The 24223-nt window shown below is 40.7% G+C and carries 19 protein-coding genes, 1 tRNA gene and 1 CRISPR repeat array; of the genes, 8 read left to right on the plus strand and 12 right to left on the minus strand.

What is annotated here, in order from left to right; all coding sequences use genetic code 11:
• Positions 1 to 67 precede the first annotated feature (67 nt).
• The 4 genes from DWW81_RS09715 (at position 68) to DWW81_RS09730 (ending at position 4130) form a co-directional block, all read left to right on the plus strand.
• Positions 68 to 925, plus strand: coding sequence for a hypothetical protein (locus tag DWW81_RS09715; protein ID WP_117897538.1), 858 nt, complete (start codon positions 68 to 70; stop codon positions 923 to 925).
• A 17-nt stretch (positions 926 to 942) separates the two neighbouring features.
• Positions 943 to 2367, plus strand: a complete 1425-nt coding sequence (locus DWW81_RS09720) for an ABC transporter substrate-binding protein (protein ID WP_242989598.1) — start codon at positions 943 to 945, stop codon at positions 2365 to 2367.
• Between the two features lie 119 nt (positions 2368 to 2486).
• A complete protein-coding gene (locus DWW81_RS09725) occupies positions 2487 to 3248 on the plus strand; it encodes a helix-turn-helix domain-containing protein (RefSeq protein WP_046441783.1) in 762 nt (253 codons plus the stop codon).
• Positions 3249 to 3362: 114 nt separating this feature from the next.
• Positions 3363 to 4130, plus strand: coding sequence for a glycoside hydrolase family 16 protein (locus tag DWW81_RS09730; protein ID WP_117897536.1), 768 nt, complete (start codon positions 3363 to 3365; stop codon positions 4128 to 4130).
• Positions 4131 to 4357: 227 nt separating this feature from the next.
• Here the strand turns inward: DWW81_RS09730 and DWW81_RS09735 are convergent, their stop codons facing one another.
• Positions 4358 to 5536: a hypothetical protein gene (locus DWW81_RS09735; protein WP_117897535.1), complete on the minus strand. Its 1179-nt coding sequence runs from the start codon at positions 5534 to 5536 to the stop codon at positions 4358 to 4360.
• A gap of 453 nt (positions 5537 to 5989) precedes the next feature.
• Positions 5990 to 6421: a CRISPR direct-repeat array (repeat unit 36 nt; unit sequence CTACTACACTGGTGCGAATTTGCACTAGTCTAAAAC).
• An 81-nt stretch (positions 6422 to 6502) separates the two neighbouring features.
• Between DWW81_RS09735 and cas13d the strand changes: the two genes are divergently transcribed.
• Positions 6503 to 9280 carry a type VI-D CRISPR-associated RNA-guided ribonuclease Cas13d gene (gene cas13d / locus DWW81_RS09740; RefSeq protein WP_117897534.1) on the plus strand — a complete coding sequence of 926 codons (2778 nt, stop codon included), beginning with the start codon at positions 6503 to 6505 and terminating at the stop codon, positions 9278 to 9280.
• Between the two features lie 123 nt (positions 9281 to 9403).
• Here the strand turns inward: cas13d and DWW81_RS13400 are convergent, their stop codons facing one another.
• The 9 genes from DWW81_RS13400 to DWW81_RS09785 all read right to left on the minus strand — a co-directional run bounded on the left by DWW81_RS13400 (position 9404) and on the right by DWW81_RS09785 (position 17257).
• On the minus strand, positions 9404 to 9550 hold the full coding sequence (locus tag DWW81_RS13400) for a hypothetical protein (protein WP_181982953.1): 147 nt from the start codon (positions 9548 to 9550) through the stop codon (positions 9404 to 9406).
• A gap of 636 nt (positions 9551 to 10186) precedes the next feature.
• Complete coding sequence (locus DWW81_RS09745; protein ID WP_181982717.1) at positions 10187 to 10765, minus strand: site-specific integrase; 579 nt, start codon at positions 10763 to 10765, stop codon at positions 10187 to 10189.
• 74 nt (positions 10766 to 10839) lie between these two features.
• The gene (locus DWW81_RS09750; RefSeq protein WP_117897532.1) at positions 10840 to 11031 is read right to left on the minus strand and encodes a helix-turn-helix domain-containing protein; all 192 of its coding nucleotides are present in this window, start codon (positions 11029 to 11031) and stop codon (positions 10840 to 10842) included.
• Positions 11032 to 11033: 2 nt separating this feature from the next.
• Positions 11034 to 12065 carry a hypothetical protein gene (locus DWW81_RS09755; protein ID WP_147338982.1) on the minus strand — a complete coding sequence of 344 codons (1032 nt, stop codon included), beginning with the start codon at positions 12063 to 12065 and terminating at the stop codon, positions 11034 to 11036.
• 335 nt (positions 12066 to 12400) lie between these two features.
• Positions 12401 to 13912, minus strand: a complete 1512-nt coding sequence (locus DWW81_RS09765; protein ID WP_117897529.1) for a hypothetical protein — start codon at positions 13910 to 13912, stop codon at positions 12401 to 12403.
• Positions 13913 to 13951: 39 nt separating this feature from the next.
• Positions 13952 to 15628: a hypothetical protein gene (locus tag DWW81_RS09770; protein WP_117897528.1), complete on the minus strand. Its 1677-nt coding sequence runs from the start codon at positions 15626 to 15628 to the stop codon at positions 13952 to 13954.
• Positions 15628 to 15879 carry a YkgJ family cysteine cluster protein gene (locus tag DWW81_RS13765; protein ID WP_117897527.1) on the minus strand — a complete coding sequence of 84 codons (252 nt, stop codon included), beginning with the start codon at positions 15877 to 15879 and terminating at the stop codon, positions 15628 to 15630. Before DWW81_RS13765 ends, DWW81_RS09770 begins: the two co-directional genes overlap by 1 nt.
• Complete coding sequence (locus DWW81_RS09780; protein WP_117897526.1) at positions 15872 to 16279, minus strand: hypothetical protein; 408 nt, start codon at positions 16277 to 16279, stop codon at positions 15872 to 15874. The genes DWW81_RS13765 and DWW81_RS09780 overlap by 8 nt, the downstream gene beginning before the upstream one ends.
• A 12-nt stretch (positions 16280 to 16291) precedes the next feature.
• Positions 16292 to 17257, minus strand: a complete 966-nt coding sequence (locus tag DWW81_RS09785; protein WP_117897525.1) for a WYL domain-containing protein — start codon at positions 17255 to 17257, stop codon at positions 16292 to 16294.
• Positions 17258 to 17592: 335 nt separating this feature from the next.
• Here DWW81_RS09785 and DWW81_RS09790 point away from each other — a divergent pair, with 335 nt between their 5' ends.
• Positions 17593 to 17904, plus strand: a complete 312-nt coding sequence (locus DWW81_RS09790; RefSeq protein ID WP_117897524.1) for a helix-turn-helix transcriptional regulator — start codon at positions 17593 to 17595, stop codon at positions 17902 to 17904.
• Between the two features lie 290 nt (positions 17905 to 18194).
• Here DWW81_RS09790 and DWW81_RS09795 read toward each other — a convergent pair.
• A tRNA-Pro gene (locus DWW81_RS09795) sits at positions 18195 to 18271 on the minus strand.
• A gap of 225 nt (positions 18272 to 18496) precedes the next feature.
• On the opposite strand from DWW81_RS09795, the gene DWW81_RS09800 reads away from it, so the two are divergent.
• On the plus strand, positions 18497 to 21520 hold the full coding sequence (locus DWW81_RS09800; RefSeq protein ID WP_117897523.1) for a fibronectin type III domain-containing protein: 3024 nt from the start codon (positions 18497 to 18499) through the stop codon (positions 21518 to 21520).
• A gap of 664 nt (positions 21521 to 22184) precedes the next feature.
• Positions 22185 to 22955 (plus strand): hypothetical protein, encoded by a 771-nt coding sequence (locus DWW81_RS09805; RefSeq protein WP_117897522.1) that lies wholly within the window; start codon positions 22185 to 22187, stop codon positions 22953 to 22955.
• 165 nt (positions 22956 to 23120) lie between these two features.
• Here the strand turns inward: DWW81_RS09805 and DWW81_RS09810 are convergent, their stop codons facing one another.
• Complete coding sequence (locus tag DWW81_RS09810) at positions 23121 to 24218, minus strand: glycerol dehydrogenase (protein WP_337669979.1); 1098 nt, start codon at positions 24216 to 24218, stop codon at positions 23121 to 23123.
• Positions 24219 to 24223: the final 5 nt, after the last annotated feature.

The raw sequence follows: 24223 nt of genomic DNA on the forward strand, positions 1-24223 counted from the left end.
TATACAGAAACAACAAAATAAATTGCTTTTAGCGAAAAATTTTATTGAAAAATAGGAGGAAAAGGTTATGAAGATCAAAAAATTTGTAGCAGGTCTTTCAGCAGCGGTTCTCGCAGCAACAATGATGTCAGTTTCTGTTTCGGCAGCAAAGCTTGGCGATGTTGTTCACCCGTCAGAGGAGGACACGAAAATGAATGACTCATATTACTCTATCGGAGCAATGGGCTTTTATATGGGTCAGGACTGGACCTGGAATCAGGGCGACTGGGTAGGCATCGATGATGCCGGCAAGATAACTGTTGAATATAAGATAAGCAAAGTTATCACCGACAAGACAATGTCAGGCAAGGGAACTCTTGGAGATATGGGCGTTATGGTGGCTAATCTTCCTGATGGTGTTTATCCTGTGGACGTTAAGATATCTGACGCAAAGTTCGTTGCCGAGGACGGCACAACAACGGTTTTTGATTCGATTAATTCTATCACTTCATTGGACGAGGACCCAGAGGGTGGAATAAGAATACATATCAGACCAACTGACGAGGTCAATGATGAAACAGGCGAGGTAACAAAGAAAGCTTGCCCTGAGGTCGCTGGCTGGGAGAAGGAAGGCGCTTTCAACGGCGGCACACTTTCAATGACGCTTGATTTCGGTGTTGCAGCTGCTGAGGGCGGAGAGTCAAAGGCAGATACTTCAAAGGCAGATTCAAAGTCTGATACTTCAAGCTCAAAGGCTGATACATCAAAGAAAGATGTTTCTTCATCTAAGGCAGATGCAGGCAAGACTTCTGCAGCAGCGGCTACATCTTCAAAAACATCTGACGATACATCTAAGGCAGCAGAAACAGGTGCGGCTGTTGGCGGAGCACTTGCTGTTATCGCTCTTGCAGGCACAGCAGTGATCGTTGCAAAGAGAAGAAAGTAATATTCGGAGGTATGGCTATGAATAATGCAAAAAGAGTTTTGACATTTGCCCTTGCAGTTTGCTCGCTTTCAGCATTTGCATCTTGCGGAAGTTCAAGTGATTCATCAAGCAAGGTAGTTGACAAAAAGCTTAAGGAAGATCAGCAGCAGATAGTTCAAAGACTTGCTGATGATATGAAAGATGTGAGAGATCTCAAAAGCAACGAAATAAAGTGGTTTTCACATTGGGATATCAACCCTACTGAGGCAGAGGACAAGGAGATAGGCGCTGACCTTGCTTTGTTCAAGACAAAGTATAATGGTAAGATAAACTGGGTGCAGACCACTTGGGACACTAAGTTTGACGACCTTGCGGCACTTGTAATGTCAAATGATTCACCTGATTTCATCGGTGCTGATGATATGGACGTTTTCCCTAAGGGTGCTATAAAGTCAATGATAGAGCCTATCGACGATTATATCGATCTTTCAAAGCCTCTTTGGACAGACATAAAGGGTGCGACAGATCAGTTTATGCTTGGCGATAAGCATTATGTGAGCGTTATCAGAACAGACCCTGCATATGTTTTTGTATACAACAAGCAGACAATGGAAGATAACGGCTATGACGATCCTGCTGAGCTTTTCAAAGAAGGCAAGTGGAACTGGAATACTTTCACAGAAATGTGTCTTGATTTTACTGACGCTGAAAGCGATAAATACGCTCTCGACGGCTGGTATTATGAAAAGGCTTTGCAGCAGTCTTCAGGTGTGCCGCTCATCGGTATCACAGACGGCAAGCTTGTAAATAATATTTCTGACCCTATGATAGCAAAGGCTCAGAATATGATGTATGAGCTGCAGAAGAACAATGTTGTTTATCCAAAGCACGAGAATAACTGGAAGCTCAGAGGCGACGCAGAGGGCAGCGGAATGGCAACAGGTCTGACGCTTTTCTATCCTATCGGACTTTGGGCACTTGAGAATGCTCCGTCAACAACTGTAAACTATGGCGATGTATCAAAGGGAGAGGTAATGTTCGTTCCTGTTCCTTGCTCAGCTGATAGCGATAAACAGTATATCCCTTCAAGAGTACACGGCTTTAGCATTGTAAGAAACGCTCAAAATCCTGAGGGCGTGGCAGCTTTCCTTGAATGCTGCCGTTATGCAGAGCTTGACGAGGCTGCACATCAGATAACCCTCGATCAGTACAAGGACGATTACGGCTGGACAGATGAGATGCTTGAAATGAGAGAAACTATCTATGATCTGTCTGCACAGAATCCTGTATTTGACTTTGAACAGGGCGTATCTGCCGACCTTAACTCTATTTGCGATACTGCAATAAGAGGAACAATGAATCCGCAGGAGTCAAAGAGCTGGTCACAGGTCGTTCAGGAAAATGAAAAGGCTATAGATTATCTTATCGACGAGGCTATGGCTTCAATGAAAGAGGCTAAATAATATCTAATTATCAGAAAAAAGGGCGGCAGGGTGATTTGCCGTCCTTTTTCTATAAATATGAAGCTTTACTTGTGTCTGTAAATATGATATAATAAGCTAAAAAGCAGGGGGTGAAAGCTATGGAAATAAACAGAGAATTGTCTAAGCGGCAGTTTATGCAAAAGGAAAATGACTATCATCATTCACCATATGAAACGGAACTGGAATTTTACTCTGCGGTGCGGGCGGGCGATCTTGAAACGGTCAAACGTTTGTATACGCCGCTGGATACAAACGGAAAGGGCAGGCTCAGCAAAGACGACCTTAGAAACGTCAAGTATCATCTTGTCATAACCATAGCTATGCTGTGCAGGTTTTGCATCGAGGGTGGACTTGACCCGGAAACTGCATATACCATAAGCGATATATACATTAATAAATGTGATGAATGCCGCAATGAAGAAGGCGTTATGGCTGTACACAAGGAAGTCATCGTTTATTATACAAAGCAAATGAAAAAGGCTGCGTCACAGAACGTTTACTCAAAGCATATCCTTATGTGCTTTGACTGCATTTTCGATAATATTTACAAGGGCGTGACCGTCAATCAGATAGCTGACGAACTGAACATAACGCCACAGTATCTTTCAAAGCTTTTCAGGGAGGAAGTTGGCGTAAAGATCTCTGATTTCATTATGTCAAAAAGGATACAAGCGGCTGAAAATATGCTGAGATATTCTGAATATAGTCCGCTTGATATAGCCAATTATCTTGCTTTCAGCTCGCACAGCCATTTTATTGCCTGCTTTAAGAAACAGACAGGACTTACGCCGAAACAGTATAGAGATCAGTTTTTCCGTGCAAACTGGAACAAGCATAGCACAAGCAGATCGAAAATTTAAGTTGATGTTAATAATCTGATATTTGCATTACTTTTCTGATATAAATATCACATTTGTTGATTTATAATACTTATAGAAGATAAAATTCTGATATTTATTCGGAGGTAATGAAAAATGAAAAAAGTTTTGGCTATGTCGATTCTCACAATGATAGTTATGTCTATGGGTGGCTGCGGTTCTTCATCTGATAGCAGTTCTTCGCAAGATGTCAGCAGCAAGGCGGAAACGGAAAGCAATTCTCCATACACGGTTGAGGCAGATTTCAGCAAGGGTGCGTCAAATGATTTTTCCATTTCAGCAGGCTGGTCAAATGGTGATCCATTCAACTGTTCGTGGAGTGAAGATAACGTAACTTTCAATGACGGAAAAATGCAGCTTACCATTGACAGTATGGGCGATTCCGAAGCGTACAGAGGCGGCGAGTATCGTTCAAAGGAAAACTATGGCTATGGACTTTATGAGGTTTCGATGAAAGCCATAAAGAATGACGGCGTTGTATCATCGTTCTTTACATACACAGGTCCATCGGAGGATAATCCTTGGGACGAAATAGATGTTGAAGTCCTTGGCAAGGACACAACAAAGGTGCAGTTCAATTACTACACCAATGGTGTTGGCAAGCACGAATACATGTATGATCTTGGTTTTGACGCTTCTGAGGATTTTCACACTTACGCATTTGAGTGGAAAGAGGACAGCATAACTTGGTATGTTGACGGAAAGGAAGCATACAAGGCAACGGAAAATCTGCCTGTTACGCCTGGTAAAATAATGATGAATGCGTGGAACGGCATTGGCGTTGACAGCTGGCTGAAAGCTTTTGACGGAACAGTTCCGCTGACGGCGGAATATGAGTGGGCAAGGTTTACGGCAGAAAAGTAAAGTGATCCGCATATTATGCTTGCTTTTATGTTTTGATTTTTTTGGTTAATGATATTGATATTTGAACCGACCCCATTTGCTAGGTCAAAAAGTCTAGCGAATGGGGTCGGTTTATTTTACAAAGACAAGCTCATATATTCACTCTTCTCATGAGCCTGACTATTTATGATTTCATGAGTATATTTCTGTATAGGGGTGTTTTTTTGCTATAATTTTCATTTATATTCTCACATCTCAACTTCTCGGTTATACGCCTCAGCACCCTCGACATACAGCGTTCTCATTTCTTCAAACGAGTCGCTTGGGGATATGATAACGCCGTCTTTGCCGAACTTATTGAAATAGTATTTGACTTGAATAGGCGGGGAGATGAACTCGTTGACAGCGTTGGGCTTGGGCTTTTCATTGCCTTTCAGTATGGGGCGCTGATAGAGTATTTTGCCGAACATTTCAACGCCTTTTTCGGTGAGGTACACTTTGGAGATATCGCTCTCATCACTGCCAAAACGTGGGTCGCTGAGTAGGTGCTTCACGGACTTGACGTGAACCTCTTTCAGACGTTCGTATTTGGTGACGGAGGAGTATTCCTTTTGGCTGAGCTTTTCTGCAATGCTTAGTCCGCTCAATCTGCTTATGCGATAGCTGTCGGCTTTGAACTCTTTGCCTGCGCTTTTTTCGTCGGACAGGCAGACTAGATAATTATACATCTTATATTCGTCGCTGACGATACGGTAGGGGATAAGCCTTATGCGGCGCTTTTCACGGCTGTACATATTAGAATATGCGTAAATGAAGCTGTAATATCTGCTGCCGTTTTGTTTGATGACTTCATTTATTTTTATGATATTGTCGGCGAAAATGAGCCTTTCACGTTCGCAATCTGACAGCAGGGCATAGTCCTCATACACGGCTTTCAGAAATCTTCTTAGGGTCGAGCTGTACACCTTGTTTTCATAATAAAGGTCATCACTGCTCAGTGTATCGTAAAGGTCACGGCATATGCTGAGCCTTACTCGCACTGCATTTTCGGTCTTGGTCTTTTCGTATTTTGCAGAGAGCTTTGAGATAAGATAGCCTTTTATTATCTCCTTGCTTTTATCATCAAGGCCGTCATCGATCTCCTCGATCTGCCATTCTACGAATGCGTTCAGAAGTGGGATACCGATATATTTATAGTTATCGTCACTTTTGTATTTTAATGATGCGATATATGCTGAATCAAATATACTTGTGAGAAATGAGGACATTGATACGCTGCCGTTAGGGGAAAGGCTTGTTTCAAATATGGACTTGTCCTTGATAATGACGGAATATGCAGAGGGTGAGAGGGGTATGGATTGCACCTCTGCGATATATGGTACGCCGCCCTCACGCTTGGGCAGAAATGTGCTTGGGGGTATGAGCATTTTTATCACCTCTTGTATCCATTATATCACAAATGTACTTTTTGTCAATATCACAGAAAATTATTTTGCTGAAATTGTGATATAAATGCCGTAAAAACGTGATAAATGTGCAAAAACATAGATAAAAAAGTTTTTGGAAATTACACTTTTGTTGACGATGATAAGGTGGTATAATGTATACAGAACAAAGGACAGGAGGTGATAAAAATGGGAAAGACGATCCTTACGGCTATCATTGTAGCTGTACTTGACTGCGCTATCGCAGCTGTCAAGGAGATTGGGGAATGAGATGAAATAACAACAGACGGGAGGTGATGAAAATGCTTTATGTAAAACAGCCACTTTCTATTGACATTTGTGTCTGAAAATGGTATAATATATATGTTAAAGCGTCGATAAAATAAGTTTGGTGTTTTATCACAGAATATCATTGATTATTTTGTCAACTTTGACCTACTATACTGGTGCGAATTTGCACTAGTCTAAAACGTATATGGCTTGAGCTTTCTTAGAGTGCTTCTACTACACTGGTGCGAATTTGCACTAGTCTAAAACTTTCGTATACATAAGGTATAGACTTGAAGCGCTACTACACTGGTGCGAATTTGCACTAGTCTAAAACTATCGTCAATAAAAGATGCATCCTGTGTGCCTACTACACTGGTGCGAATTTGCACTAGTCTAAAACGCTAGTTCCTGTACTTGCATTTGGAGTGTCCTACTACACTGGTGCAAATTTGCACTAGTCTAAAACGGTCAAAACACTGCACGTCATATGCCTTGGCTACTACACTAGTGCGAATTTGCACTAGTCTAAAACTAACCACCTAGGTCACCAGCTTTGACATTCTACTACACTGGTGCGAATTTGCACTAACTGGCAAAGTTTAATATTAAAACCAACAAATAAAAAAATCCCTTAACGCTCAATGCGCTAAGGGATAACTAATATAAGGAGTGATATTTATGGCAAAAAAGAATAAAATGAAGCCTAGAGAGCTGCGTGAGGCTCAGAAAAAAGCCAGACAGCTCAAAGCGGCTGAGATAAATAATAACGCTGCTCCTGCGATCGCTGCCATGCCTGCTGCAGAGGTCATTGCACCTGTGGCAGGGAAGAAAAAATCCTCCGTAAAGGCGGCAGGAATGAAGTCTATTCTTGTCAGCGAAAATAAAATGTACATAACCTCTTTCGGCAAGGGCAATTCTGCTGTGCTTGAATATGAGGTGGATAAGGTGGATAATAATGACTACAACCAAACTCAGCTTTCCTCTAAGGGCAGCAGCAATATCGAGCTTTGTGGTGTAAACGAAGTAAACATCACTTTTTCCAGCAAGCATGGCTTTGAGAGCGGAGTGGAGATAAATACTTCAAACCCTACTCACAGAAGCGGTGAAAGCTCGCCTGTAAGATGGGATATGCTGGGGCTTAAATCGGAGCTTGAAAAGCGCTTTTTCGGCAAAACTTTTGATGATAATATACATATCCAGCTTATTTACAACATTCTGGATATCGAAAAGATACTTGCGGTGTATGTAACGAATATCGTTTATGCGCTGAACAATATGCTCGGTATAAAGAAGTCTGAAAGTTATGATGATTTTATGGGGTATCTTTCTGCAAGAAATACTTATGAAGTTTTTACTCACCCTGATAAAAGCAATCTTTCCGATAAGGCAAAGGGTAATATCAAGAAAAGCTTTAGCACGTTCAATGACCTGCTGAAAACTAAGCGTCTTGGCTATTTCGGTCTTGAAGAGCCAAAGACAAAGGATACAAGAGTTTCGCAAGCTTACAAAAAGCGTGTTTATCATATGCTTGCAATTGTGGGGCAGATAAGGCAGAGTGTTTTCCATGATAAGTCAAGTAAGCTTGATGAAGACCTTTACAGCTTTATTGACATTATTGATTCCGAATACAGAGAAACCCTTGACTATCTTGTTGAGGAGCGTTTAAAGTCCATAAACAAGGACTTTATCGAGGGCAACAAGGTCAATATCAGCTTGCTTATTGATATGATGAAAGGCTTTGAGGCTGATGATATCATACGCCTTTATTACGATTTCATTGTGCTTAAATCTCAGAAAAATCTCGGTTTTTCTATCAAAAAGCTTCGTGAGAAAATGCTGGAGGAATACGGCTATAGATTTAAGGACAAGCAATATGACTCTGTGTGCTCAAAGATGTACAAGCTTATGGATTTTCTGCTTTTCTGCAACTACTACAGAAATGACGTTGTCGCAGGCGAAGCTCTTGTGCGCAAACTGCGTTTTTCAATGACCGATGATGAAAAAGAGGGGATATATGCTGATGAAGCGGCAAAGCTTTGGGGCAAATTCAGGAATGATTTTGAAAATATCGCCGACCACATGAACGGTGACGTTATCAAGGAGCTTGGCAAGGCTGACATGGATTTTGATGAGAAAATTCTTGACAGCGAAAAGAAGAATGCGTCTGACCTTTTGTATTTCTCCAAAATGATATATATGCTCACATATTTTCTTGACGGCAAGGAGATAAACGATCTTCTTACAACGCTTATCAGCAAGTTTGATAACATCAAGGAGTTTTTGAAGATAATGAAAAGCTCTGCTGTTGATGTTGAGTGTGAGCTTACGGCTGGCTACAAGCTGTTCAATGACAGCCAGAGGATAACCAACGAGCTTTTTATCGTAAAGAACATTGCTTCCATGAGAAAGCCTGCGGCTTCAGCGAAGCTTACGATGTTCCGTGACGCACTGACTATACTCGGTATAGACGACAAGATCACGGACGATAGGATAAGCGAGATTTTAAAACTTAAAGAAAAAGGCAAGGGCATACATGGTCTGAGGAATTTCATAACAAACAATGTTATCGAGTCCTCTCGGTTTGTATACCTTATCAAGTATGCGAACGCTCAGAAGATAAGAGAAGTGGCTAAGAATGAGAAAGTTGTCATGTTTGTTCTTGGGGGTATCCCTGACACGCAGATAGAGCGTTATTACAAAAGTTGTGTGGAATTTCCTGACATGAACAGTTCTTTGGAAGTAAAGCGCAGTGAGCTTGCGAGAATGATAAAGAACATCAGCTTTGATGATTTCAAAAATGTGAAACAGCAGGCAAAGGGCAGAGAAAACGTGGCTAAGGAGAGGGCAAAGGCTGTTATCGGGCTTTATCTTACGGTCATGTATCTGCTGGTGAAAAATCTTGTGAATGTCAATGCAAGGTATGTTATTGCGATACACTGCCTTGAACGTGATTTTGGGCTGTATAAGGAGATAATTCCTGAGTTGGCTTCAAAGAACTTGAAAAATGACTACAGGATACTTTCACAGACGCTTTGTGAACTTTGTGATGATCGTGATAAGTCGTCGAATTTGTTCTTGAAAAAGAACAAGCGGCTGCGCAAGTGCGTTGAAGTTGATATCAATAATGCAGACAGCAGCATGACAAGAAAATACCGCAACTGTATTGCTCATCTTACTGTAGTTCGTGAACTGAAAGAATACATAGGAGATATTCGTACAGTGGATTCTTACTTCTCCATTTATCATTATGTTATGCAGCGCTGTATCACGAAAAGGGAAGATGACACAAAGCAAGAAGATAAAATAAAGTATGAGGACAATCTTTTAAAAAATCACGGCTATACGAAAGACTTTGTAAAGGCTCTCAACTCGCCGTTTGGATACAACATTCCGAGGTTTAAAAATCTTTCAATTGAGCAGTTGTTTGACAGAAATGAATATCTTACTGAAAAGTAGCGTAGTGTAGATACCGCCGCTCTCTTGGGGGACAGGAGGCGGCGGTGATATTCATTATCAGCGCCATTAGGGGAATAGTCCCAATCGTCTGTATAAGCGATAACAACAGTATCGTTCTTAAAGTCAACTATAGCGCCAACACCATATGTAGTGATAAGCTGAGTTTTTCTTATATCTCCAACGGAGATCTTTTTGTCTGAATATGTTGATATGCCATTCTTCTGCATAATCTCTTATTCTAGGCTCGATACTTTCGACACGTTCAAGCATGGTTCGTTATATCTGCTCTATATCTTTATCATCAGCAGTTTTTCGACGATGGCAGCAAAAATCCAGCACTAACGCAGAAGATCGTGGACAGCGTATCGAGGCTTTCTGAGAAGGATCAGAAGCTTGTCCTGGAGATTTCGGAGAGGTTTGGGAAAGATTGAATCGATAAAGTGCCTTAATGCTAGTCATAAGGCACTTTTGCTATGTGGAGCATACAAAAAAAGAGTTACGCTTTTCGATTTCTCAAAGCATAACCCTACTTGTTTAGGTAATACAAAAACTCCCCCTGCGGCGTTAAATTCTGATAATAAAAAAAGCCATGACGGACAATGCCCGTCACGGCGAGTGACTGGTCGAGGTGACGGGACGTTGAACAGTGGGTTCAAGCCTGCGTTTCGACCAAAATAAAAAGAGTTACGCTTTTCGGTTCCTCAAAGCATAACCCTTTTTACTGGTCGAGGTGACGGGACTTGAATATATGAAAATATGAAACTTTTAATTTCATAATCATTGATTACTGTATCGTCTGCATACAACTTCTTCACACCATATGCCACCTTGATATATCTGATTTTCTTTCAAGCGACAAGTTGGTGTCGCACACGAAGTATAACCCTTATTTTAGCACAAAAACGCTTATCCAACCTCACTGCCTTTTTCAAGGATTTCTTGGTCTAAAAGCATTGTGTTTTTACGCTGAACGTCCTTGTATGAATGTGTGTAAATTTGGATTGAAGTATAAGAATCTGAATGTCCTAAAAGGCTTTGTAAGTCTTTCGGTGACGCACCATTTTTCGCAAGTAAACTTGCAAACGTGTGCCTTAAAACGTGCAGATTGCGGTATGGAATATCTGTACTCTGCATAAATTTCTTGTATCTCCTGCCAATGACTTTTGGCAGCATAGCAAGTCCGCTATCTTCTTGATACAGAACGTGTCCCGAATCAGTCCAATCTGGATTTTCAGATTTACGTTTTTCATGGTTCTCCCTTGCCTTTTTCAAAAGTTCTACTGTCCTTGTATTTTCAACGATCTGCAACTCTCCAAGTGCATACTCCTGCTCAACTTTTAGCTTAAATTGTTTTACTGTACTCAGCAAAGTACCAGCAGGAAAAGTCTTTGACTTTCTTTTTCTTGTGCCGTCCGTTGTGTTTACATCCCACGTCAGCTTGTATTTTTTGCTTACTCCGATTCCTATTGTTATCAAACTAGCCATAATATTTTTCTCATATATAAGTATGAGAACTACAACCCACAACATTATTGCAGGCTGTAGTTCTATTTCGGTTGTTATTTTACTTCATAGATTACCGATTCCCCATTGTCCGCCGCAGAAATAAAATCCTGCAACGCTTTCTCTGAGATACGGTGAGTCCTATTAACTCTTATGCTGGGCAAAAAGCCATTGTTTATTAGTTTGAGAACGGTGTGGTACTCAACTTTTAAAATGGCTGCAACTTCTTTTACTGTATATACTTCCATAGTCAAAACTCCTTCGTGTCAAGTTCAAATTGTTCGTCAAACGGCAAGTCGCTGCCCTCAACCTTTATCCTTTTTGGAATAGGCGTAGGTCTGCTGTCCGCCATTGAGAGAATTATTTCTCTTTTACTACCCTTGTGCTTTTCAAACAATATTCCCAAGCTATTGAGGGCATTTCTTTCTGAATTTAGTTTTCTTGATAGACTTGATTCTGAAAGCGGAAGATCAAAAGCAATACCTGCACTCTTTGCATATTGCTCAAGGTCATAAAGCAAATTTCTTGCCGTTCCTCTCCAACTGCCATTTCTGTTTCCAAGAAATCTTAGTAACAGGGCAAACAAAGTGTCCGATGAGTTACATCCTTGGACGATCTCTGCATTGCCATTAGAGTATTCGGTAATGAATGCCTGTGGATCAAGCCCCATAGCCTTAGTGAAAGCAGCTCCATATTGAACAAAGTCAGCCATTCTTGGTGCGTTTTCAATGTGCGAAAATTCATTAAGATAAAGCAATCCCGTTTTTATCGTGTTGAATATGCTTCCTAACAGCTTTGGCTTGATATTGTTAAATTCTTGCCATATCATAGCTTCTGTTTTTCTGTCACTTATAGTGACAAGATATATAGGATTGCAACGCTCTGCAAGATCAGGCTTTGACACGATATCACCAATACCAGTAATGATCATTTTTGCCTTTAGAGATATAGACACAAGATTATTATCACTATACAGCATTCTCTTGCTTGTATAACCTCCTGTGCAGGCAATAGCGAGAAGGTCGCTTGCTTTGCGGTTTATCTTGTCAGAATTATCGAATACAACAAGATAATTATTTGAAAGTGCAGCCGCAAAATCATCTTCTTTGGATGGCACAGAAATTACGTCAACAACAGCAGGGTCAACTAAGGACTTGATCTTTCTTGCCGTAGTCGTCTTTGAGGTGCTGTGAGAACCACTTAGCAGCAGTATTGGCGTATTGATATCAGGAATATAAAAACAGAGCAACTGAGCAATAAATCTCAGTAAATAGACTCTCATCTTTTATATTAAACACTTGTCTTATCATATTGTGCATCTCCCTTGCTTGCGATGAAAGATCGGGAAATATCTGAGGACGCATACCGCTGTCTTGATAAAACAAAGCGTTAGTGCCTGTGTATTTGCCGGCTTTGCCGTCTTTTATGCTTATGATATTTTTCTCTGATACGGCATAAAGAATGCAGTTATTTCTGGCAAACATAGAACTGATATTCTCATAACTGCATTTAACTGGTTTGCTGCCATGAGAATACCTGAGTTTTGAGCAATGTTCAGCTCAACATTTTGAAATTATTTATATTGTGCTGTTTTATGGGTTCACAAAGTGGAGAGAGTCATATTTTTATCGGTATCCTATTTCGTATCGTTTTATCAAAATCAGATTTTGATTGAAAAAGCAAGCCATCTGCATAAATATCTAATACTCTGCCCAAATTTTGATTAAACTTAGAAAGGTCATTATTAAATATACTCGTTTCCATTTCAGTGAATGCTGACATAACTATGTTTTTTCTTAACTGAGTTTGTTGATCCAAATAGGACATAAGTTGTTTTCTTTGTTCACATAAATTTTCGTAAGCGTCTTTATAGAACTGAAACAGGCGCTGGATTTCCTCGGTGCTTCTTAAGATCTTTATGGTTTCTATTACACTATTGTAAATTGAGGTACTTATGGTATATGCTATCATTGAAGCAAGAGGTGCAATAAATGGACCAACTACTGGTATTGAAGCGGTTGCTGCACCAACCACATTACCAACTATTACAGAAGCTGTTAATCCTGCTGTTTTTTCTCCTAATTCTTTAACTAATCCTGCTCCGTCAATATCCCCTTTTGCATAACGATAAATTGACTTTGTAAGCTCAACAGTTCCTACCACTGCGATTGCAGGAGCTGCACCTTTACTAAAAGATTCAAGTGCCGATGCAACTGTGTTGTTTGATACAGCAGAAGCCAATGCTCCTGCTCCTGTGGACACTGCTGTGGCAGTAAAGCCTATAGCATAAGCTGATGCTGATGCTTTTGCTGTATCAACTACGGTATTCTTAATGGCTTCTTCCCATTCTTCATTACCCTTCAACGCCTCAACAATGTTTTTTGCACCATTGAATACAACGGCTACTTTGCCAGCAGTTTTCATAGAATCCATACCGGCACTATGACAATCTTTGGCAGTATTTAGTATCAGATCCTTCTTTTTATTTGCAATGAGTTTTTTGGAATCCTCGTAAGTCAAATCTGACGCTACAGTAGTTTTGGCAATATTTTCGGCTCTTTTTGAAAGTTTCATATTTTCCTGGTAGCCGTCCATATCTCCATTTGCCTTACATTGTTCGGCTTTTGCTTTATAATCTCTTGCAGCATCTTTTGCCAATTTACGAACGTCCTTGACCTGATCTTTCGGTACGATTTTTTTTACGCCATCATAAGTATCCTTATCCATCAATGCTTTAAAAGTCTTTTGTGGCAATTCACAAAATTTAGATTGGTAGCCTACTTTTCCGTCATAAAAATCAGCTGATTGGTCTATGCCGCTTTCAGAAAGTTTTGCATTCGGCTCTTTACCGTTTTTTATTTTTTCAACATTTCTGTCATGAACTTCTTTTCTTTCTGCAGCACCTCCATGCTTTTGTTTGTCAGAACCTTGAATATGATCTGGATCAAGGCTTTTATATAGTTTTATATGCTCATTATTTATCTTTGCGTGCATATTGACAGCATCCATTGTGGCACTTGGTAAACCTGCCTCAATAGTTTCAAGAGACTTGCTTTCTCTTTCTTCTGCTTCCTTTTTAAAGACCTCATATTCTTTGATTTTATCAGCAACAATTTCCTCGTTGGTCATTATATATCGCCGCCTTCTCAATAATTATTTTACGTTTCTTTATTCTTTCTTTTTGTGCTTTATGTAATATGGAATACTGTCATTTACTGTACCTTTTGCAAGTTCAGCTATGTCATCATCAGTCATCTCTTTTAATTCATTTAAGTTACTAAACACTTCTGTAAGTGAGTTATGTATAGTAACTGCTGAATTTGTAGCAGTGGTTTCAGAAAGATCATATTTAATAGCTGCGTTCGCAAATACTTCTTGGCATTTGTCTGTTATTTTTTCAGCAAGTTCCTTATATTCATTGCCAAAACTATAATTATGTACAGTAATAAGTTTGCCATTTTTGTAATCAGTTTCACTGGATGTGATATATGCTGAGAGTTTGTTATTAACAGCAAATATTTCAATAAATCTCTCATATTTTTCTTCTGCACTTTGATCAAAGAGTTCTCCTTTATGAGCCTTATTGACATTTTTCAAAGCGCTTGAAACTGCACTATGTGCTACTTCCTTAAATGCGTGTTCAGGTATTTTGCCGATATTTACTCTGCCCATAGTTATACTAAACGATAAACCGTTGTTGTATTTTTTGCAGAATGCAACTAATTCTATGTTAGTAAGCTTTTGGGATAACTCTAAGTATACTTCTTTTGCTATCTCGGCTTTGATATCATAATTGAACTCATACTTGTCCAAAGCAGAAACATATGCCTTTTCACAGCTACATATTAATCTTTCTGCTACTTCTTTGTATGGATTACCAAAGCTGTAATTATCAACTGTTTCGTATTTACCGTCGATCTCTTCTGTTGTTTGTGAAACAATATAAAATCGTAGATCGTTGTATTTATGGAATATTTCAGTAGGCTTTAGCCGTTCTCTTTGTCCTTCATCTTCCTGCAAACCTGTTATTTTAGGAACTTCTTTAACGACCTTCACAAGTTCTTCGTTTATATCTCCGTCCTCTTTGACTATCGGCGTTACTATCATTCGGTTCAAACCATATGCAACGTTAACGCTCGTCATAAGCAATTCTTGGCTATCTTCGTCCCAATCGTCATAGTTGTTGCCATATTTTCTTATAATTTGATTTATGCTGCTTGTAAGGTTTACAAGCATACCATTAAGCTTCCATATGATCGCTTTTATTTCATCGCACTTCTGAGAAGTGTCATTCAAAAGTGCTATTTTTATTTGTACCTTTTCACAGTTTGTCTTTTGCTTTTCAAGTTGTGCCTTAGCTAAACTTGTTTCATTGCATATCTTGTTGTATTTGATTATTTTGCCAACGACAAATAATCCACCACCGATAGGTGAAAGCAATGAAAATTCTGCGATATTTTTAGCTATTGATACACCACTAGTCTCTTCCTTTCGGAAGTTTTGTGCAGCCTTTTCAATCTCCAAAAAGTTATAACCGCCATGCTTTGAAGATATAGCTTTAAATTTCTCATATGTGAGATTAGATATATTGTTGAAAAGATCGCTGTAATCCTTTATGGTCTCTTGTTGCACAGTTGTTTTCAAATCATTTAGTTTTTCTATCTTATCATTTAAAATATTTGCCGCAGCCTGATATTGTCCCTGTGTTTCTTTCGCTAATTGTTCAATTTGCCTATTAACAGCATTAAGTTCATCTACGGCATCATTATTTACTGATCGTGCGGCAATATTTACAGCTCCGACTACTCCTCCTATTAAACCGGCAACAATAAATGGTATTGGCATTATAACTCCTCCTTCAATTTCCTACAAGCTTCGTAATTAAGCTTATAATAATCATCTTTTCTAATATTGTTTTTGAAAATCAAATCATATGCATCATCTACTCGACAAAATATTGGTCGTTGTGAGTATATTGTACATAGATTATCTTGACCAAGATATTTGCAGATTCCTGATTTTAAGCGCATATCCTTAAACAAATCTGAATTAGGTAGGTGGCGGCAACATAAGCCGCATTTATCACATTTAAACATTGTTTATAATATTAATGAGTTCGCTGTTGATAGTATAGATATCTTTTACGGACTTTTCAAAACGCTTCATTACTGTTGCAGGAATGCCTGATATTTCTGAGAACGTACTGATACAATCATATTCTTCATCTTTGATGAGTTGATCAGCATATACGATACCTATCAACTCAAAAGCAATCATTCTTTTTTCTGATTCAGAGCTGATTTCACAGATATCTTTCATAAGATCGTCCATATTGTTATATGCGACCTTTTCCGAAAAGGGAATACCCATTTCATCGCAATATGCCTGCAACATAGTCACTTCTCTTTCATCAACGTCATTATCGACGTTTATAAGATATACGCACAGCTCTCTGAACATATCCTTCTGCTTGGAATTCAACATACTTAAAAACATAATAAGATCCTCCTAATAATAGTTTCTCATAATTTTGATCTCTGCCAGCATATCCTCCACCAGCGGTTTTGGCTCAAGGACTTTTACCCACGAGCCTTGGGAGAGCAGGTACATTATTATCCCCCTGCCGTAGTTGACCTCGGCAGTTATAACACTCTTTGTGCCGTTCTGCTCAATGATTTTTGCGGTGGGCAACCTGTCAAGAACTGCCTGCAAAGACAACCCCGAAAACTCAAAGGTTATCCGCACGTTGTCCCCTGGAAACATAAACTGATTTTTCTCACGCAGGTCGCCCTCGTCAAAGCTGTGCTCACGATCAAGCTGGAAATTTTCCCTGTGCTCAACAATATTTTTTATCCTGTCAATGCGGAAATACCTCGCCTTGTACTGGGTATCATCTGCCGCATATGCGATAAGATAAAAATAATATTCGCTGAACATTATCGCCGCAGGCTTCAGCTTCCTAACAACTTCGCTCCTGTCCATTTTCAGATATGTTACCGAAATGACCTTCTTACCATCAATGCACTGCACAAGACGCCAAAGATTGTTTATCACGCTGTTGCAATCAGAGCGTACCTCGTGATAATGATATATCTCCCTGAGGATCACCTCATCAAGAAGCTTTCGGTCATTGGCAGTGGTAAACTTTCTCAGCTTAGATACAATGAATAGCATATCTTCTTTGCTGAAACAACGTGCCCCGAGTATCACTTTTACCAAGGCAAAAAGTTCCTGATTTTTCAGAAACTCGTCGCTTTTAAGTATGTAAGCCCTGTCCTTGTGCGAATATGTGACCTCGGCATTTTGCATAAGCTCCCTGTGTTCCGCAAGAAAATCGTTTATCCTTGCAACGTCACGACTGACACTCTTTGATGATATCCTATACTCCTCCGCAATAAGCCGATTAGGCACGACCTCGCCGTGCAAAAGCCGATAAAATATTTCAAGTACTCTGTCTAAACGCTCATTTTCCATTTTATTACCCCTCTTTCTTACAATTATACCACATTTGATTTTGAATTTGTTAAGCTGGCTGCTTAGTATAACGTTTTCGAATAATATTTTTTTATTTTAACCAAAAATGTCAAATTATCGGTGCGGCAAATCATCGTATTTTGTCGTTTTATCTTGCTTTCAGTATAGCATAATTGCCAGACAAAGGTATGTCCGTTTAAAATTAGTTTACTTTTACATTATAACCCTTTATAGCGGTATATGTCAAGAAATAATACTAGTATAAGCGGTAATATCGTCACATTATATATATTATAATAGGTATAGTGATACAAATCGACGAAGGGAGTAATAAAATGACAGAAAAGGATATCAGCAACAGAATTACGCAGCTTAGATTGCAAAAAAATGTGTCCGAATACAAGATGAGCCTTGCACTCGGACACAGTAAAGGGTATATCCAAAGCATATCATCGGGTCGGACAATGCCGTCCCTTGGTGAATTTCTTGCCATTTGCGAGTATCTTGAAGTCACTCCGAAGCAGTTTTTCGACGATGGCAGCAAAAACCCAGCTCTCACACAGAAGATCGTGGACAGCGTGTCGAGGCTTTCTGAGAAGGATCAGAAGCTTGTGCTGGAGATTTCGGAGAGGTTGGGGAAAGATTGAATCGGTAAAGTGCCTTAATGCTAGTCATAAGGCACTTTTGCTATGTGGAGCATACAAAAAAAGAGTTACGCTTTTCGGTTCCTCAAAGCATAACCCTACTTGTTTAGGTAATACCAAAACTCCCCCTGTGGCGTTAAGTTCTGATAATAAAAAAGCCATGACGGACAATGCCCGTCACGGCGAGTGACTGGTCGAGGTGACAGAACGTTGACCAGTGGGTTCAAGCCTGCGTTTCGACCAAAATAAAAAGGGTTACGCTTTTCGGTTCCTCAAAGCATAACCCTTTTTACTGGTCGAGGTGACGGGACTTGAACCCACGGCCTCTGCGTCCCGAACGCAGCGCTCTACCAAACTGAGCCACACCTCGAAATACCACTGTAATATTATATCACACCCATCAAACCTTGTCAAGGCGTTTTTTTCTGTTTTGTATCCTCTTTGCTTTTTTTACTGCATTGACCTTTGGCGTATGACGAATTTATTGAAATCATTCTCATTGTAACTTATTTTCATTGACATACGCCTTGCGTTGTGATATTATATATATAAAGGCGTTCTCGTTTAAAAGTTTTTGTATGAGGTGATGAAATCGATGAATATGAAGAAAAGAATGTTGAGCATTGTCCTGTCTGGCGCAATGGCTGTTTCTACTGCTGTGTCTGCTGGATCGTTCAGTGCCTTTGCCGCGGCGCAATGTGTTGCGTATTCAGGCTCTAATGTGAATGCTCAGGACTATGTGCAATGGTCTGACACAGTGAAATCTTACCTGACAGTGTGCGACAACGGCAATTATATGCGTGTCCAGTCAGGCGCTATCGAGGGCAAACTCCTTGTGGAATATTACAGCTCTGATTTTGAACCGCTCAGCACTAAGCTTATCGACAATGAACTGCCGATCTTTGGTGCTTTCTATGACTCCGGCAATAATTATTATGTCCTTAGCGGTCAGGAAAATCCGAAACAAAACGACTCCCTCGAGGTTTTCCGTATAACGAAGTATGATAAGAATTGGAACAAAATAAAGTCCTGCGGTCTGTATGGAGCTAACACTACAGTTCCATTCGATGCAGGCTCGGCAAGAATGACCCACAGCGGTGACCACCTGCTTGTCAGAACTTGCCACGAGATGTATAAGTCAAGCGACGGAAATAATCATCAGGCTAATGTTACCATTGAAGTGGATATGCCTTCAATGACTATCACTGATTCGTATACCGGCATCATGAACGTTGATTATGGCTATGTTAGCCACTCCTTCAATCAGTTTATAAAAACCGACGGCAACCATATAGTCGCCCTCGACCATGGTGACGCTCATCCACGTTCTGCCGTTCTGGTGAAGTATAATTCTGATTTTACTACAGGCAAATTCTTCCCAAGCTATTTTGAACAGGTCAGCAATATCGACGTTGTAACATACCCTGAATATACCGCCGGTCACTATAACTATACAGGTGCGGCTATAGGCGGCTTTGATGTGTCATCATCAAGCTATATAGTGGCACAGAGTACAGTTGACCTTGATTATATCAATACGTCAAAAACACGAAACGTCTATGTTTCCGCTGTTTCAAAGGACCTTTCCATAAACAAGCTCAATAAGATAACTTCTTATGCAGAGGGTACAGACTCAGCTTCTGCTCCACAGCTTGTGAAGATAAATGATAACAGCTTTTTGCTGTTGTGGGCCAGAGATACAAAGGTAAGCTGTGTGAAGCTAAACGCTGACGGCACAGTAAACGGTAGTATACACACCTTTGAGGGAAGCCTTTCAGATTGCCAGCCTGTTATCAAAAACGGCAGAGCAGTTTGGTATGTTTACGATAAAAATAACGTGACCTTCAACTCCCTGAACCTTTCAAATCTTGACGATATAAAGACGGTTGACGTCAAAACAGGTCATGACTACGAAACAAAGTACGCATCAAAAACTGATGGCACTGTAACACAGACCTGCAAATCTTGCGGTTATGTGAATAAGTTCACAGTTCCGACCTCTACCACTGTTTATTGGCGCACAGACCTTTCGAATACGACCTTTTCAAGCGTATTGAGCAAAACTCAGTTCAGTGTGGGCGACAGCATTGATTTCTGGCTTTATGACGATACAGACTACACAGTTGAATTTTCTGATCGCAGTATGGTAAGTGTAAATAAGCTTGAAAACTATGCTAATGATATCAGACGTATCACATTCAAAAACGGCGGTTCACTCACTGTAAAAATTTATCCTACATACAATCCGTCTGTAGCAAAGACATACAAATTCACCTGCGGATGCACGAGCCACACATACGGCAGCGCTGTTGTCACAAAACAGCCGACCTGCACATCAGAGGGTACAAAAACAAAAACTTGTACACAGTGCGGAGCAACAGTAACAGAAACAATTGCAAAGCTTTCCCACAGCTACACAACCACAGTTGTTGCACCTACTTGCACTACTGACGGCTACACTCTCCACAAGTGTTCTGTTTGCGGTACTTCATACAAGGACAACACAACAAAAGCAACAGGTCACAGCTTCGGAAATTCTGTTGTAACAAAACAGCCGACCTGCACATCAGAGGGTGCTGCTATAAAGACTTGCACAAAGTGCAATGCGACAGTTACAGAAAAGCTTCCTGCAAAGGGTCACACCGCAGTTACCGACAAGGGCTACCCTGCTACTTGCACCACCGCAGGCAAAACAGACGGCTCACATTGCTCAGTTTGCAATACTGTTATCAAGGTTCAGACAGTGATAAATGCCACAGGTCACAAGTCAAGCGGTTGGATAGTCGACAAAGCGGCTTCTATCGGAGTTAAAGGCTCAAAGCACAGAGAATGTACGATCTGCAAAAAAGTCCTTGAAACGGCTGAAATTCCTGCACTTTCAAGAATTAGCATTTCAAAGGCAAGCGTGACACTTTCCACTTCGACCTACGCATATGACGGCAAGGCAAAGAAGCCTGGTGTAACGGTCAAGCTAAACGGCAAAACTTTGAAGAATGGTACAGATTACACAGTTTCCTATTCAAACAACATCAAGGTCGGAACAGCAAAGGTCACTATCACAGGCAAGGGCAATTACACTGGCTCAGTTTCTAAGACCTACAGTATCAAAAACAACTTCAAGAAAGCCACAGTTTCGGGCATTTCCACAAAGGCTTTCACGGGCAAGAACATAACTCAGAGCATTACTGTTAAATACAATGGCAAAACGCTGAAAAAAGGCACTGACTACACAGTTTCGTACTCAAGCAGCAAAAAAATAGGCACTGCCACAGTAAAAATCGCAGGAAAAGGCTCTTACACAGGCACTATCACAAAGACGTTCAAGATAAATCCTGCCAAGCAGGAGATACAGAAGCTCACGGCAAAGAGCAAGGCATTCTTTGTGGATTGGGCACAGAAAGGCTCGGCTACCGGATATGAAATTCAGTATGCTACCAACTCAAAGTTCACAAGTGCAAAGAAAGTTACCATAACAAACAACAAGACCGACAAGACCACTGTTTCAAAGCTTTCAGGCAAAAAGAAATACTATGTTCGTGTTCGTTCGTACACAACTGTAAAGGGTACGAAGTATTATGGTGCTTGGTCGGCTTCAAAGAGTGTTACTACTAAGAAGTAATTTTATATGAGAACAGCGTATCGCAGGGGACTGCGGTACGCTGTTTTATTTTTACTTTGATATTGCAGTTCGAGGCCTCAAAAATTATTCTTTTCCTAGTCTTTCAGAAACTTCAAGCACCAATCGTTGGTCTTTTTCCGAAAGTTTCGACCCTGCACCCAATTTCCGTCTTACTTTGGGTAGGACGGATTTTTTTGTTCCCGGTGAGATAGAATTGCGTTATGATAAATTTTGAAATCACTCGTCGTGACTGGCATTTTATGTACTCATGTCCCTTGTGCATATGTGCTAAGCCCACAAGATCGCAATTGTATGTAATGTCGAAAAGGTGCATATAGTCTTGACAAAAGACCGGACGTCTGTTAAACTTATCCTAAGCAAAGACCGGGGACGACACCCATAGAAAATAACAGCGTCGGAGCTAAACGCAAGCCTGTGTAATACAGGTGCTAATTTAATATAGCTGTGCAAGGGGGAGATACCCATAGAAAAAAACGTTATTGTTACAGACATAAACGGAAAACGAATCGGAGCTACCTATCCCAAAAGGGCTAAGGGGCTTGTTAAGAACGGTCGGGCAGAGTATGCAAGCGACTGTGAAAAATGTACTATAAGAATGTTGGATACTCATAAGCCGACCGTGGATGTTACGGAGGTAAATAATATGAGTAAAGTAATTGATTTTGATCCTAGAGATTTTAAGGCAGATAAGTCCTGCGAAAACAATGTCATAGCTAAATATTTTGTGACCGATAAGGACGGCGAAAACGTTATTGCCTATTCTATTGGAAACTGGAATTGGGATTGGACGCAGATATGCTGTGACAAAAAGCTTGAGAAAAATACCGACTATGTTTTCAGATTTGTGATAGTCGGAGGCTATTGCAATACGTGCAATGAAACTTCTCGTTTTGAGATCGTGCCTATGCCAGACGGCAGCTTAACCGATGAAGCTTACGAAGACAGATACACCTACGATTTGGCTCAGAACAGATATAAGCCTGTTTTATGCAAAAAGACCGACGAGGGTATGCTGAGGCTTTTTGAGATACCTTTCAGCTCCTTTGATTGCGAGGATTTCAGGTTTGTATTCATTGCTATGCACGCTGTTGCAACGCTTTATGCGCCAAAAGAGTTTTCAGCTTATGCAGACCTTGAAGATACGAATTTTGACCGGCTTCGTGAGGAGATCAACAGCAAAAACAGCGAGGATAATTCTGCAAATGTGGTGATGGATTTCACAGGCGCTCATGTCACACGCTCGACTGTCACCGATCTGCTGACAATGGCTCGTTTTGGCAAAAGTGAGAATGTTTGTATTGATTTTACGGGAGCTGTCATAGAGGACGATAAACCGGACGATATTCAGGCTGATGCAGATGATACCGGGTCTGACGATATTGCTGTTGAGCTTATGGACGTTGCAGACAACTGAGCTTCGCAGGAAGATATACTTTACTAAGATATTATGATTTAATACAGCTAAAAGAGGCAGAGAAACCCATTGATCGGGTTTCTCTGTTTTTTGTTTTAACACAGAAAACCACCCACAGCCAAATCAGCTGTGGGTGGCAATATTATTTTAAATATACACTATTATTTATTTTCCCAGCGCTATCTTGCCCATTGCGTCTGCCTGCATGATAGCGTCATAAAGCTCGATAGGCTGTACGTCGCCTGCAAGATTGTGGATAGTTTCGCCTGGGATACAAGCGTTCTTTGCGATAGTTTCTACCTGCTCAGGTGTAGTTACACCGATCTCCTCGAGTGTGACAGGAAGTCCTACTTCAAGGCAGAAGTTCTGTACCTCTTCAAACTCTTCCTTTGGCGCACCCTCAAGTACAAGCTGAACCAGTGTACCAAGGGCTACACAGCAGCCGTGGTCTGCGTGCTTGATTCCCAATGATGTTACGCCATTGTAGAACGAGTGTGCAGCCGCACAGTTTACGTTGTCTGCACCAACACCTGAAAGATATACGTTAGCCTCGCAGATAGCTTCAAGGGCAGGTGTAACTGCGTGTACCTTGCAAGCCTCAACTGCCTGCTTGCCGTATGTGCGGAGAGTGTCATAGCAAAGTCTTGCAAGTGCCTGTCCTGCTCTTGTGATGCCTGTGCCTTCAAGGCTTGCGGACTCTGTTCTTATGGAAGCTCTGCCCTCAAAATATGTACCAAGTGCATCGCCCATGCCTGCAATAAGGAACTTTACAGGTGCGTTTGCAATAACTGTTGTGTCTACCATTACTGCGTCTGGATTGGTAGGATAGAAAAGATATTTGTCAAAGCTGTGGTCATCATTGTATATTACTGACAGACCTGTGCATGGCGCATCTGTTGCCGCAACTGTAGGCACGATAACAATGTGCTTGCCTGTGTAGTATGCTGTAGCTTTTGCAGTATCAACTGCGCTTCCGCCGCCAACTGCAACTACTGTGTCGATGTTGTCAGCCTTTACTATCTCTTCCATTTTGGCTATCTCGCCCTTGCTTGATATACCACCAAATACTTCATAGCGTCTGTAATCGTCAAGCTCGCCAAAGCTTTTCTCTATCTTGTCATGACAGGCTTTGTAGCCACTGTTTGAACATACAAACAGCCACCTTTTGCCCATATAGCCCATTTCTTCATGAAACTTAAGTGTAGCATCTCTGCCCTGAACATATTTGAGCGGCTCACGCATTGCTCTGAGTCTTCCCATCATAATAA

Origin of the sequence: Ruminococcus sp. AF17-1AC, from assembly GCF_003461385.1 — a bacterium.
Lineage (GTDB): Bacteria > Bacillota > Clostridia > Oscillospirales > Ruminococcaceae > Hominimerdicola > Hominimerdicola aceti.